Genomic DNA, 14,269 nt, shown 5'->3' on the forward strand with positions numbered 1-14,269 from the left:
GTGGGGGGCGAGTGAACCGGACCATACTCGGACGTGTGTTCCTGACGATCAGTACCACCGGCAATCCGGAGCGTCCCGCGACCGACCTCGGCTTTCTGCTGCACAAGCACCCCGAGAAGGCGCAGACGTTCTCCACCTCCCACGGCACCGCGCATGTCTTCTATCCCGAGGCATCCGCCGAGCGCTGCACCGCGGCGCTCCTGCTGGAGGTGGATCCCGTGGCGCTGGTGCGGCGCGGCAAGGGCAAGGGCCGGGGCGGCGCCCCCGACGCGGCACTCGCGCAGTACGTCAACGATCGCCCGTACGCGGCCTCCTCGCTGCTTTCCGTGGCGATGAGCGCCGTCTTCAAGTCCGCGTTGAACGGTGTGTGCCGTGCACGGCCCGAACGTGCGCAGGCGGCGCTTCCGCTGCGAATCGAGGTACCCGCACTGCCGGCGCGCGGCGGAGCGGAACTGGTACGCAAGCTCTTCGGGCCGCTCGGCTGGACGAGCGTGGACGCCGTGGCCGTGCCGCTGGACGAGCGGTTCCCGGAGTGGGGGGACTCACGGTACGTACGGCTGGTCCTGGAAGGCGAGTTGCGACTGGCGGACGCGTTGCGGCAGCTGTACGTCCTGCTGCCGGTGCTCGACGACGCCAAGCACTACTGGGTCGCTCCGGACGAGGTGGACAAGCTGCTGCGGGCCGGTGAGGGCTGGCTGGCCGCCCACCCCGAGCAGAAGCTGATCACCAGCCGCTATCTGTCCCGGCGCTGGGGACTGACCCGGCAGGCGATGCAGCGGCTCGAACTGGTGCGGCTCGCCGAGTCGGACGACCTCGACGTCGAGAGCATCGACAACGCCGTGGACGAGACGACCGACACTGAGGAGCAGCCACTGCCGCTCGCCGAGCAGCGGCGCACCGCGATCCTCGACGCACTGCGCGCCGCCGGCGCGAACCGGGTCCTCGACCTGGGCTGCGGCCAGGGCCAGTTGGTGCAGGCACTGCTCAAGGACGCGGGCTTCACACAGATCGTGGGCGTCGATGTCTCCATGCGCGCGCTCACCATCGCCTCGCGGCGGCTGAAGCTGGACCGGATGGGGGAGCGGCAGGCCGGACGGGTCACGCTTCAGCAGGGCTCGCTCACCTACACCGACAAGCGGCTCAAGGGGTACGACGCGGCCGTGCTCAGCGAGGTCATCGAACATCTCGACCTGCCGAGGCTGCCCGCGCTGGAGTACGCCGTGTTCGGTTCGGCCCGGCCGCGGACCGTGCTCGTGACGACGCCGAACGTCGAGTACAACGTGCGCTGGGAGAGCCTCCCGGCCGGGCATGTGCGCCACGGCGACCATCGGTTCGAGTGGACCAGGGCCGAGTTCCGTGCCTGGGCCCGGGAGGTGGCGCAGCGACATGGGTACGGGGCCGAATTCGTCCCCGTGGGGCCCGACGACCCCGAGGTGGGGCCGCCCACACAGATGGCTGTGTTCACGATGACCGCAGCCGACGGGTCCCCGAGCCGCAGCAGGGACGGGTCCGGGAATCCGAGCACGAACGAGTCCATGAACGAGACCGGGAAGGAGGCGAAAGCCGCATGACCAGTACTTCGCGCAAACTGCCGGTGACCGACCTCTCCCTCGTGGTCCTCATCGGAGCCAGCGGCTCCGGCAAGTCCACCTTCGCCCGTGCGCACTTCAAGCCCACGGAGATCATCTCCTCGGACTTCTGCCGCGGCCTCGTCGCCGACGACGAGAACGACCAGGGCGCCAGCCGTGACGCCTTCGACGTCCTGCACTACATCGCCGGCAAGCGGCTCGCCGCCGGACGGCTGACCGTCGTGGACGCCACCAGCGTCCAGTCCGAGAGCCGCAGACAGCTCGTCCAACTGGCCCGAAGCCACGACGTGCTGCCGATCGCGATCGTCCTCGACCTGCCCGAAGAGGTCTGTGTCGCACGCAACGCGACCCGCCCCGACCGAGCAGACATGCCGCGCCACGTCATCCAGCGCCACTGCCGCGAACTGCGGCGCTCGCTGCGCGGTCTGGAGCGCGAGGGCTTCCGCAAGGTGCACATCCTGCGGAGCGAGGAGGAGGTGGAGCAAGCCGAAGTGGTGCTGGAGCGCCGTTACAACGACCTGCGCCACCTCACCGGCCCGTTCGACATCATCGGCGACATCCACGGCTGCAGCTCCGAGCTGGAAGCCCTGCTCGGCAAGCTCGGCTACGTCGACGGCGCGCACCCCGAAGGGCGTACGGCGGTCTTCGTCGGCGACCTCGTGGACCGCGGCCCCGACAGCCCCGGGGTACTGCGCCGCGTCATGTCCATGGTGTCGGCGGGCAACGCCCTGTGCGTACCGGGCAACCACGAGAACAAGCTCGGGCGCTACCTCAAGGGCCGCAAGGTCCAGCACACCCATGGACTCGCCGAGACGATCGAGCAGCTGGAGCGGCAGGACGAGAAGGACCCCGCCTTCCGCGAGCGGGTGCGGGAGTTCATCGACGGGCTCGTCAGCCACTACGTGCTCGACGGGGGAGGACTCGTCGTCTGCCACGCCGGACTGCCCGAGAAATACCACGGGCGCACCTCCGGGCGGGTCCGTTCGCACGCGCTGTACGGGGACACCACCGGCGAGACCGACGAGTTCGGACTGCCGGTGCGCTACCCGTGGGCCGAGGAGTACCGCGGCCGTGCCGCCGTGGTCTACGGTCACACCCCGGTGCCCAGCACCTCCTGGCTCAACAACACCATCTGCCTGGACACCGGTGTGGTCTTCGGCGGGAAGATGACCGCGCTGCGCTGGCCGGAGCGCGAGCTCGTCGACGTACCCGCCGAGCGGGTCTGGTACGAGCCGGTCAAGCCGCTCCACCAGGAGGCACCCGGTGGCCGGGAGGGCCGGCCGCTGGACATCGCGGACGTGCACGGCCGCCGGATCGTGGAGACCCGGCACATGGGCCGTGTCTCGGTCCGTGAGGAGAACGCCGCGGCGGCGCTCGAAGTCATGAGCCGGTTCGCCGTCGACCCGCGGCTGCTGGGCTACCTCCCGCCGACCATGGCGCCCACCGCCACCTCGCACGTGGACGGTTATCTGGAGCATCCGGCCGAGGCCTTCGCCCAGTACCGGGCGGACGGCGTGACCGAGGTCGTGTGCGAGGAGAAGCACATGGGCTCGCGCGCGGTGGCGCTGGTCTGCCGGGACGCGGACGCCGCCCGTGAGCGGTTCGGGGTGGGGGACTCCTCCGACGCCTCCGGAGGTGCGGGCAGCCCGACCGGGGCGCTGTACACCCGCACCGGTCGGCCGTTCCTCGACGACGCCGCACTCACCGAGGTGATCCTCGGCAGGCTGCGCACCGCCGTCACCGCCGCCGGACTCTGGGAGGATTGGGACACCGACTGGGTCCTGCTCGACGCCGAGCTGATGCCGTGGTCCCTCAAGGCGGCCGGGCTGCTGCGCTCGCAGTACGCCGCGGTCGGCGCGGCATCCGGAGCCGTCTTCCCGGCGGCCGGCGCGGCCCTCGCGGCAGCGGCGGCCCGCGGCGTGGAGGTGGGCGCTCTCGCGGACCGCCAGCGAGGCCGGGCCGAGGACGCGGCCGCCTTCACCGAGGCCTACCGCCGCTACTGCTGGAGCACCCGGGAACTGGAGGGGGTGCGACTCGCGCCGTTCCAGATCCTCGCCGTGCGAGGCCGCTCGCTGGCCGCCGTCCCGCACGACGAGCAGCTGGCCTGGCTCGACCGGCTGGTCGAGCACGATCCGACCGGGCTGCTCCAGGTCACCCGCCGGCTCGTCGTCGACACCGGTGACGAGGCCTCGGTGCGTTCCGGTATCGACTGGTGGCTGGAGATGACCGGACGCGGCGGCGAAGGCATGGTGGTCAAGCCGCTCGCCGCGCTCGTACGCGACGACAGGGGCAGGCTGGTCCAGCCGGGCATCAAGGTGCGCGGCCGGGAGTACCTCCGGATCATCTACGGCCCCGAGTACACCCGCCCGGAGAATCTGGAGCGGCTGCGCGGCCGGTTCCTCGGCCACAAGCGGTCGTTGGCGCTCCGGGAGTACGCGCTGGGGCTCGAAGCCCTGGACCGGCTGGCCGACGGGGAGCCGCTGTGGCGGGTCCACGAGGCGGTGTTCGCGGTGCTGGCCCTGGAGTCGGAGCCGGTCGACCCGCGGTTGTAGGTCGTGTCGTCGGCGGGGGTTTCGGTGCGATCATCGGAAAACCCGCTGGCGATTCGCCGGGTGAACGGCGCTCCGCACGGTGAGGATGGAGTCATGGGATTCCATGTCGACTCCGAGGCCGGGCGGCTGCGCCGCGTCATCCTGCACCGCCCCGATCTGGAACTGAAGCGGCTCACCCCCGGCAACAAGGACGCGCTCCTGTTCGACGACGTGCTCTGGGTGCGCCGCGCCCGCCAGGAACACGACGGCTTCGCGGACGTGCTGCGCGACCGAGGCGTGGAGGTGCACCTCTTCGGTGATCTGCTCCGCGAGTCGCTGGAGATCCCCGTGGCCAGACGGCTCGTCCTGGACCGGGTCTTCGCGGAGAAGGAGTACGGCCCGCTCGCCACGGAGCATCTGCGGGCCGCCTTCGAGGAGTTGCCGAGCGGGGAACTGGCCGAGGCCCTGGTCGGCGGGATGACCAAGCGGGAGTTCCTGGAACGGCACAGTGAGCCGACCTCCGTCCGCTTCCATGTGATGGACCTGGACGACTTCCTGCTGGGTCCGCTGCCGAACCATCTCTTCACCCGGGACACCTCGGCCTGGATATACGACGGGGTGTCCATCAACGCGATGCGCTGGCCGGCCCGCCAGCGCGAGACCGTCCACTTCGAGGCGATCTACCGCCACCACCCCCTGTTCACCGGCCCCGACGCGGGTGCCTTCCACCACTGGTCGGAGGGGCAGGACGACTACCCCTCCACCATCGAGGGCGGCGACGTCCTGGTCATCGGCCGGGGCGCGGTACTCATCGGGATGAGCGAGCGCACCACCCCGCAGGCGGTGGAGATGCTGGCCCGCGGACTGTTCGACGCCGGATCGGCACACACGATCGTGGCGCTCGACATGCCCAAGCGCCGGGCGTTCATGCATCTCGACACGGTCATGACCATGATCGACGGCGACACCTTCACCCAGTACGCGGGTCTGGGCATGCTCCGCTCGTACACCATCGAACCCGGTGACGGTCCGAGGGACCTGAAGGTCACCGACCATCGGCCCGAGCACATGCACCACGCGATCGCGCACGCCCTCGGGCTGGACTCCATCCGGGTTCTGACCGCGACGCAGGACGTGCACTCGGCCCAGCGCGAGCAGTGGGACGACGGCTGCAACGTGCTGGCGGTCGAGACGGGTGTCGTCGTCGCGTACGAGCGCAACGCCACCACCAACACCTATCTACGCAAAGAGGGCATCGAGGTCATCGAGATCCCCGGCAGCGAGCTCGGTCGTGGCCGGGGCGGCCCCCGCTGCATGAGCTGCCCCGTGGTGCGCGACCCGGTCCGGTGACCGGGACGCATGCACCCGCGCAGGGGGAATGCTTCGTATAGCGATGCATGGTGTCGTATAGACTTCCAGGGTTACCGTACGTGCGATCCCCGCCCTACCCAGGAGCAGTCCCATGGCCATAGACCTCGCAGGCCGCCACTTCCTCAAGGAGCTGGACTTCACGGCCGAGGAGTTCCGCGGCCTGATCGACCTCGCGGCCGAACTCAAGGCCGCCAAGAAGTCGGGGACCGAAGTGCAGCGGCTGCGCGGCAGGAACATCGCGCTGATCTTCGAGAAGACCTCGACCCGCACCCGCTGCGCCTTCGAGGTGGCCGCGGCCGACCAGGGTGCCTCCACGACCTACCTCGACCCCTCCGGCTCGCAGATGGGGCACAAGGAATCGGTGAAGGACACCGCTCGCGTCCTCGGCCGGATGTTCGACGGTATCGAGTACCGCGGCGACAGCCAGGCGGCCGTCGAGGAACTGGCGGCCTACGGCGGCGTCCCGGTGTTCAACGGACTCACCGACGACTGGCACCCGACCCAGATGCTCGCCGACGTCCTCACCATGACCGAGCACAGCGAGAAGCCGCTGGAGCGGATCGCCTTCGCCTACCTCGGCGACGCCCGCTTCAACATGGGCAACTCCTACCTGGTCACGGGCGCACTGCTGGGTATGGACGTGCGGATCGTCGCGCCGAAGGCGTACTGGCCGGCCGAGGAGATCGTCACCGAGGCCCGTCGGCTGGCCGGGGCGAGCGGAGCGACCGTCACGCTCACCGAGGACATCACCGAGGGCGTGCGGGGCGCGGACTTCGTCGCCACGGACGTCTGGGTCTCCATGGGGGAACCCAAGGAGGTCTGGGGCGAGCGCATCGAGGCCCTCGCGCCGTACGCCGTGACCATGGACGTCCTGCGCGCCACCGGCAACGGCGGCGTGAAGTTCCTGCACTGCCTCCCGGCCTTCCACGACCTCGGCACCAAGGTCGGGCGGGAGATCGAGGCCGCCCACGGGCTGACGGAGCTGGAAGTCACCGACGAGGTCTTCGAGTCCGCGCACTCGGTCGTCTTCGACGAGGCGGAGAACCGGATGCACACGATCAAGGCCGTTCTGGTGGCAACCCTGGCCACTCCGGCGACCACGGGCTGACCACTGCATGATCATGCACCTGATTGGGTGAACATGCGCTGAGGCGACTAATATGTTGCCTCTCGGTGGGGTTCGAGCTCGCACGCTCGAACCCCATTTTCGTGTGCGTCACCGGCGCCCGGAGTCCCCCACAGGCCCTGGGCACGCGCCCCCCACATGCTCCACCAGAGAAGAGACCGTCCCGTGAGTCCGCTCCGCCCATCGAGCCCCCCGCGCTCGTCCGGCCCACGCATCAAGAACCCCCACCAGCTGATCGCCGAGTCCGGCGCCGACCTGGAGGGGCATGGCCTCAAGCGCACCATGGGGCTCTTCCAGCTGGTGTGCTTCGGTGTCGGCGCCGTCGTCGGCACCGGCATCTTCGTCGGTCTCTCCGACAGCGTCGCCGAGGCGGGCCCCGCCGTCGTGCTGTCCTTCGTGCTCGCAGCGGTCACCTGCATCTTCACCGCGCTCTCCTTCGCCGAGCTGGGCAGCGCCATCCCGGTGTCCGGCAGTTCGTACTCCTTCGCCTACGCGACGCTCGGTGAGCGCGTCGCGTTCCTCGTCGGCTGGTGTCTGCTGCTGGAGTACGGCGTCTCGGTCTCCGCGGTCGCCGTCGGCTGGAGTCAGTACGTCAACGAGTTGCTGAACAGCCTCTTCGGCTTCCAACTGCCCCTCGCCCTCTCGGCCGGCCCGGGCGACGGCGGCGTGATCAATCTGCCCGCCGTCGTGGTGGTCATGATGGCCGCGACCCTGCTGGTGCGCGGCGTCCGGGAGAGCGCGGGGGCCACCGCCGCGATGGCGGTTCTCAAGATCACCATTCTGATGCTGTTCTGCGGCATCGCCTTCACCGCCTTCGAGCACGGGAATCTCACGCCGTTCGCCGCCCACGGCGCGGGCGGGGTCACTGCCGGTGCCTCGCTGGCGTTCTTCTCGTACATCGGTTTCGACGCCATCACCACCGCGGGCGAGGAGGTCAAGAATCCGCGACGGAACGTTCCGATCGCGATCATGATCTGCATCGGCCTGGTCACCCTGCTGTACTGCGCCGTCGCGCTCGCGGCCATCGGCGCCATCGGCCCGGGGGCCGTCGCCGACAAGCCGGCCGCGCTCTCCATCGTCGTCAACCAGGTGACCGGCTCGACCGTCGGCGGCGGGGTCATCGCCTTCGGGGCGGTCGTCGCGATCGCGTCCGTCGTGCTCGCGGTGATGTACGGCCAGACCCGCATCCTGATGTCGATGAGCCGCGACGGTCTGATCCCGCGGGTCTTCGAGCGGGTCTCGCCGCGGACGGCGACCCCCGTCGCCAACACCTGGATCGTGGCGGTCGTCTTCGCGGTCCCGGCGGCCTTCTCGTCGCTCGACGTGGTGGTGAACCTGACGACCATCGGCACGCTCGCCACCATGGTCGCGGTGAACATCGCGGTGATCGTGCTGCGCCGCCGCAACCCGGAGGTCAGGGGCTCGTTCCGGGCGCCGCTCCATCCACTGGGCCCGGTCCTGGGCGTCGGCTTCTGCCTCTATCTGATGTACGGGACGGGCTGGACGACCTGGGTGCAGTTCGCCGTCTTCCTGATCGTCGGCGCCGGGGTGTACACCTGCTACGGCCGCAATCGCTCCCGGCTGGCCGCCGCGGGGACGGGCCGGGACGGGGCCGGTCAGCTCTGAGGCGTGCGGGACGGCAGGGTGAACCACACCGCCTTGCCCTGCTCCGTCGTGCGGTGACCGCAGGACGAGCTGAGGGTACGGATCAGCAGCAGACCCCGGCCGTGCTCCTGCCAGGGGTCCGGCACGCTGCCCGGCTCCGGGTGGGAGAGATCGCCCGGCGGGGCCGGGTCGCGGTCGTGCACCTCCACCTGGCAGCCGGTCGGCAGCAGCTCCACCACCAGCTCGATGGGCTCGTCGCTGCGGGTGTGCTCCACCGCGTTGGCGACCAGTTCGGCGGTGAGAAGCTCGGCGGTGTCCGAATCCGCGGGTGCTTCGATGTCCGCCAGGGCCGTACGGATCAGGGCGCGGGCCACCGGTACGGCCGCCGTCGTGTGCGGTAGCGCGATCCGCCAGGAGGCGGGAAGGGGGACATCGGTGGGCACAGCATGGTTTCCGTTCCGGAGATCGTGGGCTTTCTGGAAGGCAGTACTTCCGGGATTCAACCTTACGAAGTGCAACAACAGAGACAAGGGTCTGTCGACCGGTACGAAGGGGACGTTCGGCATACGCTCTCACGCTCCACCTATTGCGTGCTCGTGACGGAAGTCACGTACGAGTGATAAGTTCGGCTGCAGGTAGCAGCCCGACGGCTGAAGGGGAGCCCCCTCCATGAGCCCGTTTCCCAGCTCCGCCCCCCATACGGATGACTGGCGTCACCTGCGGCTGACGACGGACGACGGCGTTGCCACCGTCACCCTCGCCCGGCCGGAGAAACTCAACGCGCTCACCTTCGGCGCCTACGCCGACCTGCGCGACCTGCTTGCCGAACTGTCCCGCGAACGTTCCGTGCGCGCGCTGGTGCTCGCGGGTCAGGGCCGCGGATTCTGTTCCGGCGGAGATGTCGACGACATCATCGGCGCGACACTCGCCATGGACACCGCCCAGCTCCTGGATTTCAACCGCATGACCGGGCAGGTGGTCCGGGCCCTACGTGAAACCCCCTTCCCCGTCATCGCCGCCGTACACGGCGTGGCCGCGGGCGCGGGTGCGGTTCTCGCACTGGCCGCCGACTTCCGGATCGCCGATCCGTCCGCCCGCTTCGCCTTCCTCTTCACCAAGGTCGGCCTCTCCGGCGGCGACATGGGCGCCGCCTACCTGCTGCCGCGCGTCGTCGGCCTCGGCCATGCCACCCGGCTGCTGATGCTCGGCGAACCGGTCCGCGCCCCCGAAGCGGAACGGATCGGCCTGATCAGCGAGCTGACCGAAGAAGGCCAGGCCGACGCACGTGCGGCAGCGCTCGCCCGCCGCCTGGCCGACGGACCGGCCCTCGCCCTCGCCCAGACCAAGGCGCTGCTCACCGCCGAACTCGACATGCCGCTCGCCGCCGCGGTCGAAATGGACGCCGCCACCCAGGCCCTGCTGATGCACGGCGACGACTACGCCGAATTCCACGCCGCCTTCACCGAGAAGCGGCCACCGAAGTGGCAAGGCCGGTAGCGCGATGCCGTCCGACATCAGCGCCACCGGCTCCGCGCCGACCGCCGCGACGGCGCCGGGCGCCCCTCCCTCCCCCACGAAGCCGACCGGCGTGAAACGGATCGCGGTCATCGGCGGCGGACCCGGTGGGCTCTACGCCGCGGCCCTGCTCAAGCGCCTCGATCCGGAACGCGACATCACCGTCTGGGAGCGCAACGCACCCGACGACACCTTCGGCTTCGGCGTCGTGCTCTCCGACGAGACCCTCGGCGGCATCGAACACGCCGACCCCGTCGTGTACCGGGCGCTCCAGGAGGAATTCGTACGGTGGGACGACATCGACATCGTCCACCGCGGCGTGACCCAGACCTCCGGCGGCCACGGCTTCGCGGCCCTGGGCAGGCGCCGGCTCCTGGAGATCCTGCACGAACGCTGCGCATCCCTCGGCGTACGGCTCCGCTTCCGCACCGAGGCCCCGCCGGCCGCGGAACTGGCCGACGCGTACGACCTCGTGATCGCCGCCGACGGAGTGCACAGCCTCACCCGCGCCGCCCACGCCGAGACCTTCGGCCCCCGTCTCACCACCCACCGCTGCCGATACATCTGGCTCGCCGCCGACTTCGCCCTCGACGCCTTCCGTTTCGAGATCGCCGAGACCGCGTACGGGGTGATGCAGCTCCACGGCTACCCCTTCTCGGCCGACGCCTCCACCGTCATCGTCGAGATGCGGGAGGAGGTCTGGCGCGCCGCCGGACTCGACACCTGCGACGTGGAGCACTCGTCGCTGCGCTGCGCCAAGATCTTCACCGAGGCGCTCGGCGGCCGTCCGCTGCGCTCCAACAACTCCTCCTGGCTCACCTTCCGTACCGTCGTCAACGCCCGCTGGTCGCACGGCAACACGGTCCTGATCGGTGACGCCGCCCACACCGCGCACTTCTCCATCGGCTCCGGCACCAAACTCGCCGTCGAGGACGCCCTCGCGCTCGCCGCCTGCATCGAGGAGCAGCCCGATCTGCCGAGCGCGCTGTCCGCCTACGAGACCGAGCGGCGGCCCGTCGTCGAATCGACCCAGCGGGCCGCCGCGGCGAGCCTGCGCTGGTTCGAGGAACTCGGCACCTACGTCGACCAGCCACCCCGCCAGTTCGCCTTCAACCTCCTCACCCGCAGCCGCCGTGTCACCCACGACAATCTGCGGCTGCGCGACGCCTCCTTCACCGCCGCCGTCGAGGAGGAGTTCGGCTGTGCCCCCGGCACCCCGCCGATGTTCACCCCGCTGCGGCTGCGCGGCCTCGAACTCCGCAATCGCGTCGTCGTCTCGGCCATGGACATGTACTCGGCCGTCGACGGAGTCCCCGGCGACTTCCACCTCGTCCACCTGGGCGCCCGCGCACTCGGTGGCGCCGGGCTCGTCATGACGGAGATGGTCTGCGTCAGCGCCGAGGGCCGCATCACACCCGGCTGCACCGGGCTCTACACCCCCGAACAGGCCGCCGCCTGGACCAGGATCACCGATTTCGTCCATGCGAGCGCCCCCGGTACGGCCATCGGCGTCCAGCTCGGCCACTGTGGACGCAAGGGCTCCACGAAACTCATGTGGGAGGGCATCGACCAGCCCCTCGACCACGGCAACTGGCCGCTCACCGCCGCTTCCCCGATCCCGTACGCCGACGGCGTCAACCAGGTTCCGCACGCCCTGGACCGGGCCGGACTCGACGCCGTACGCGAACAGTTCGCTGCGGCGGCCCGGCGCGCCGACCGCTGCGGCTTCGACCTGCTGGAACTCCACTGCGCCCACGGCTATCTGCTGTCCGGCTTCCTCTCGCCCCTCACCAACCACCGCACCGACAAGTACGGCGGGTCGCTGGGCAACCGGCTCCGCTTCCCCCTGGAAGTCTTCGACGCGGTCCGCGCCGACTGGCCCGACGACCGCCCCATGACCGTCCGCATCTCCGCCACGGACTGGGCCGAGGGCGGCACCACTGCCGAGGACGCCGTCGAGATCGCCCGCGCCTTCGTCGCCCACGGGGCCGATGCCATCGATGTCTCCACTGGTCAGGTCGTCCCCGACGAGCACCCCGAGTACGGCCGCTCCTACCAGACCCCGTACGCGGACCGCATCCGCAACACGCTGTGCGTGCCCGTTGTCGCGGTCGGGGCGATCTCCTCCTGGGACGACGTCAATTCACTGCTGCTCGCGGGCCGGGCCGACCTCTGCGCCCTGGCCCGTCCGCATCTCTACGACCCGCACTGGACGCTGCACGCGGCGGCCGAGCAGGGGTACAGCGGTCCGGGCGCGCCCTGGCCGCTCCCGTACCGCGCCGGCAGCCGCATCCCGCCGACGGGCCGCACGGACGCACCGAAGCCCCGGCTCACCCTGGGGTGACGGGCTCCGCCGCCGCACTGATCAGCAGCCGGTCCGAGACCCTCCGGAAGCCGATGCGCCGGTACACGCCGTTGCTGGTCGGGTTCGCGAGGTCGGTGAAGAGCAGCACCTCCCGGGATCAGCGTCCCCAGCCGGTAGAGCCGCTGCTCCTGGTCGACCCGGTGGCCGGGCCAGGTGGCGGCCAGCGCCTCGGCGATGGCCCGGTCCGCGTTGACCGCCGTCAGGGGGAGCGAGGCGGCGAGCGGAGCGACCGCCTCCGGGGCGACGGCTGTCAGTACCGGCGGATACGGCGGGGTCTGAACCAGCGTCCCCGCGACCTCGCCGTCCGCCCCGCGCCACCAGCCCAGCAGCGGGTCGGCGTCACCGTAGGCGTGCGGGCCGTTGCGCCGCAGGGTCGCGGTGACGGTCAGCACCAGGGTGTTCTCGACGGGCCGGGCGGCCAGCGAGGCGCCGGCCGCGTCGAGAAAGACATCGACGTCATCGGTGAAGGTCCAGGTCATGCCTCATCCTGCCGGGTGTGCGTGGAGTGAGGCACGCGCATTTCCGGTTCAGTCGTCCCGCAGCCGAAAACGCTGCAGCTTCCCGGTGGCGGTGCGAGGGAGTGCGGGCAGGAACTCGATGACGCGTGGGCACTTGTGCGGGGCCAGTTCGCTCTTCATGTACGTGCGCAGCTCGTCGGCGTCCAGTTCCGCGCCCTCGCGCAGCACCACGTACGCCACCACGATCTGGCCGCGCAGCTCGTCCGCCCGTCCCACCACCGCGGCCTCGGTCACCGCGGGGTGGTGCAGCAGGGCGTCCTCGACCTCGGGGCCCGCGATGTTGTAGCCGGAGGAAATGATCATGTCGTCGGCGCGGGCGACGTAACGGAAGTAGCCGTCCGGGTCGCGCACATACGTGTCACCGGTGATGTTCCAGCCGTGCGCCACGTAGTCCCGCTGGCGTTCATCGGCGAGATAGCGGCAGCCGATCGGGCCGCGTACGGCGAGGAGTCCGGGCTCGCCGTCCGGCACCTGTCGGCCTTCGCCGTCCACCACCCGGGCCTGCCAGCCGGGCACGGCAACTCCGGTGGTGCCGGGGCGGATCGCGTCGTCGGCGGCGGAGATGAAGATGTGCAGCAGTTCGGTGGCACCGATGCCGTTGATGATGCGCAGACCTGTCCGCTCGTACCAGGACCGCCAGGTGGCGACCGGGAGGTTCTCGCCGGCCGAGACACAGCGCCGCAGCGCGGTCAGATCGTGCTCGTCGACGTGGTCGAGCATCACGCGGTACGCGGTCGGCGCGGTGAACAGCACCGACACCCGGTGGGCGGCGAGCGCGGGCAACAGCTGCACCGGGCCGGACTGTTCGAGCAGCAGGGAACTGGCACCGGCCCGCAGCGGGAAGACCACCAGACCGCCGAGCCCGAAGGTGAAGCCGAGCGGCGGACTGCCCGTGAACACGTCGTCGGGCGTCGGGCGCAGGACATGGCGCGAGAACGTGTCGGCGATGGCGAGCACGTCCCGGTGGAAGTGCATACAGCCCTTGGGCCGCCCGGTGGTGCCCGAGGTGAACGCGATCAGCGCGACATCATCCGCCGCCGTGTCCACCGGACGGTACGGCCCCCTCTCGGCCTCGGCCAGCCGCAGCAGATCGTCCGGGGCGTCACCCCCGTACGTCGTGATCCGCAGCCCCGGCACCTGAGCCTTCACCAGGTCGTCGATCGCCCGGATGTCGCACAGCGCGTGGCTCACCCGGGCGATCGAGCAGATGGTGGTGAGCTCGGCGGACCGCTGCCGGTCCAGCACCGTGACGGCGATCGCGCCCGCCTTCAGCACCGCGAGCCAGCAGGCGGCCAGGTGGGGTGTGGTGGGGCCGCGCAACAGGACGCGGTTGCCGGGGACGACCCCCAGATCCGACGTGAGGACGTGGGCGATCCGGTCCACCCGCTCCCGCAGCTCCCCGTAGCTCCAGACCCCGCCGTCGGGAGTACGGAAGGCGGGGCGCTCGGGGCCGAGGCGGTCGACCGTACGGTCCAGCAGCTCCACCGCGCAGTTGAGGCGGGCCGGGTAGTTCAGTTCGGGCAGGTCGAAGAGCAGTTCCGGCCACTGGTCCGGAGGTGGCAGGTGCTCCCTGGCGAAGCTGTCGAGGTGCGCTGAGGTCTTCGGTTCCATGACGGATCGCCCCCTTGTCGCCTCCGGAGCGTATCGTT

At 70.4% G+C, this 14,269-nt stretch carries 9 protein-coding genes; 7 read left to right on the forward strand and 2 right to left on the reverse strand.

Annotated elements, in window-relative coordinates; translation table 11 throughout:
- Positions 1 to 35 precede the first annotated feature (35 nt).
- The 5 genes from ACF1B9_RS22845 (at position 36) to ACF1B9_RS22865 (ending at position 8,243) form a co-directional block, all read left to right on the forward strand.
- Entirely contained in the window at positions 36 to 1,571 is a 1,536-nt protein-coding gene (locus tag ACF1B9_RS22845; RefSeq protein ID WP_391743363.1) for a 3' terminal RNA ribose 2'-O-methyltransferase Hen1, read from the forward strand.
- Positions 1,568 to 4,141, forward strand: a complete 2,574-nt coding sequence (locus ACF1B9_RS22850; RefSeq protein ID WP_391743364.1) for a polynucleotide kinase-phosphatase — start codon at positions 1,568 to 1,570, stop codon at positions 4,139 to 4,141. Before ACF1B9_RS22845 ends, ACF1B9_RS22850 begins: the two co-directional genes overlap by 4 nt.
- 93 nt (positions 4,142 to 4,234) lie before the next feature.
- Entirely contained in the window at positions 4,235 to 5,470 is a 1,236-nt protein-coding gene (locus ACF1B9_RS22855; protein WP_391743365.1) for an arginine deiminase, read from the forward strand.
- Positions 5,471 to 5,582: 112 nt separating this feature from the next.
- Positions 5,583 to 6,599 carry an ornithine carbamoyltransferase gene (gene argF, locus ACF1B9_RS22860; protein WP_391743367.1) on the forward strand — a complete coding sequence of 339 codons (1,017 nt, stop codon included), beginning with the start codon at positions 5,583 to 5,585 and terminating at the stop codon, positions 6,597 to 6,599.
- Between the two features lie 156 nt (positions 6,600 to 6,755).
- On the forward strand, positions 6,756 to 8,243 hold the full coding sequence (locus ACF1B9_RS22865) for an amino acid permease (RefSeq protein ID WP_391743369.1): 1,488 nt from the start codon (positions 6,756 to 6,758) through the stop codon (positions 8,241 to 8,243).
- Here ACF1B9_RS22865 and ACF1B9_RS22870 read toward each other — a convergent pair.
- The gene (locus ACF1B9_RS22870) at positions 8,234 to 8,665 is read right to left on the reverse strand and encodes an ATP-binding protein (protein ID WP_365693067.1); all 432 of its coding nucleotides are present in this window, start codon (positions 8,663 to 8,665) and stop codon (positions 8,234 to 8,236) included. The two genes, ACF1B9_RS22865 and ACF1B9_RS22870, sit on opposite strands and share 10 nt — an antisense overlap.
- A gap of 226 nt (positions 8,666 to 8,891) precedes the next feature.
- On the opposite strand from ACF1B9_RS22870, the gene ACF1B9_RS22875 reads away from it, so the two are divergent.
- Both ACF1B9_RS22875 and ACF1B9_RS22880 read left to right on the forward strand, forming a co-directional pair.
- Positions 8,892 to 9,719, forward strand: a complete 828-nt coding sequence (locus ACF1B9_RS22875) for an enoyl-CoA hydratase family protein (protein ID WP_376209943.1) — start codon at positions 8,892 to 8,894, stop codon at positions 9,717 to 9,719.
- Positions 9,720 to 9,723: 4 nt separating this feature from the next.
- Entirely contained in the window at positions 9,724 to 12,081 is a 2,358-nt protein-coding gene (locus ACF1B9_RS22880; RefSeq protein WP_391743371.1) for a bifunctional salicylyl-CoA 5-hydroxylase/oxidoreductase, read from the forward strand.
- 548 nt (positions 12,082 to 12,629) lie between these two features.
- On the opposite strand, the gene ACF1B9_RS22885 is transcribed toward ACF1B9_RS22880, so the two are convergent.
- Complete coding sequence (locus tag ACF1B9_RS22885) at positions 12,630 to 14,231, reverse strand: AMP-binding protein (RefSeq protein ID WP_391743373.1); 1,602 nt, start codon at positions 14,229 to 14,231, stop codon at positions 12,630 to 12,632.
- Positions 14,232 to 14,269: the final 38 nt, after the last annotated feature.

The sequence above is a fragment of the Streptomyces sp. NPDC014727 genome (assembly GCF_043083485.1).
GTDB lineage: Bacteria > Actinomycetota > Actinomycetes > Streptomycetales > Streptomycetaceae > Streptomyces.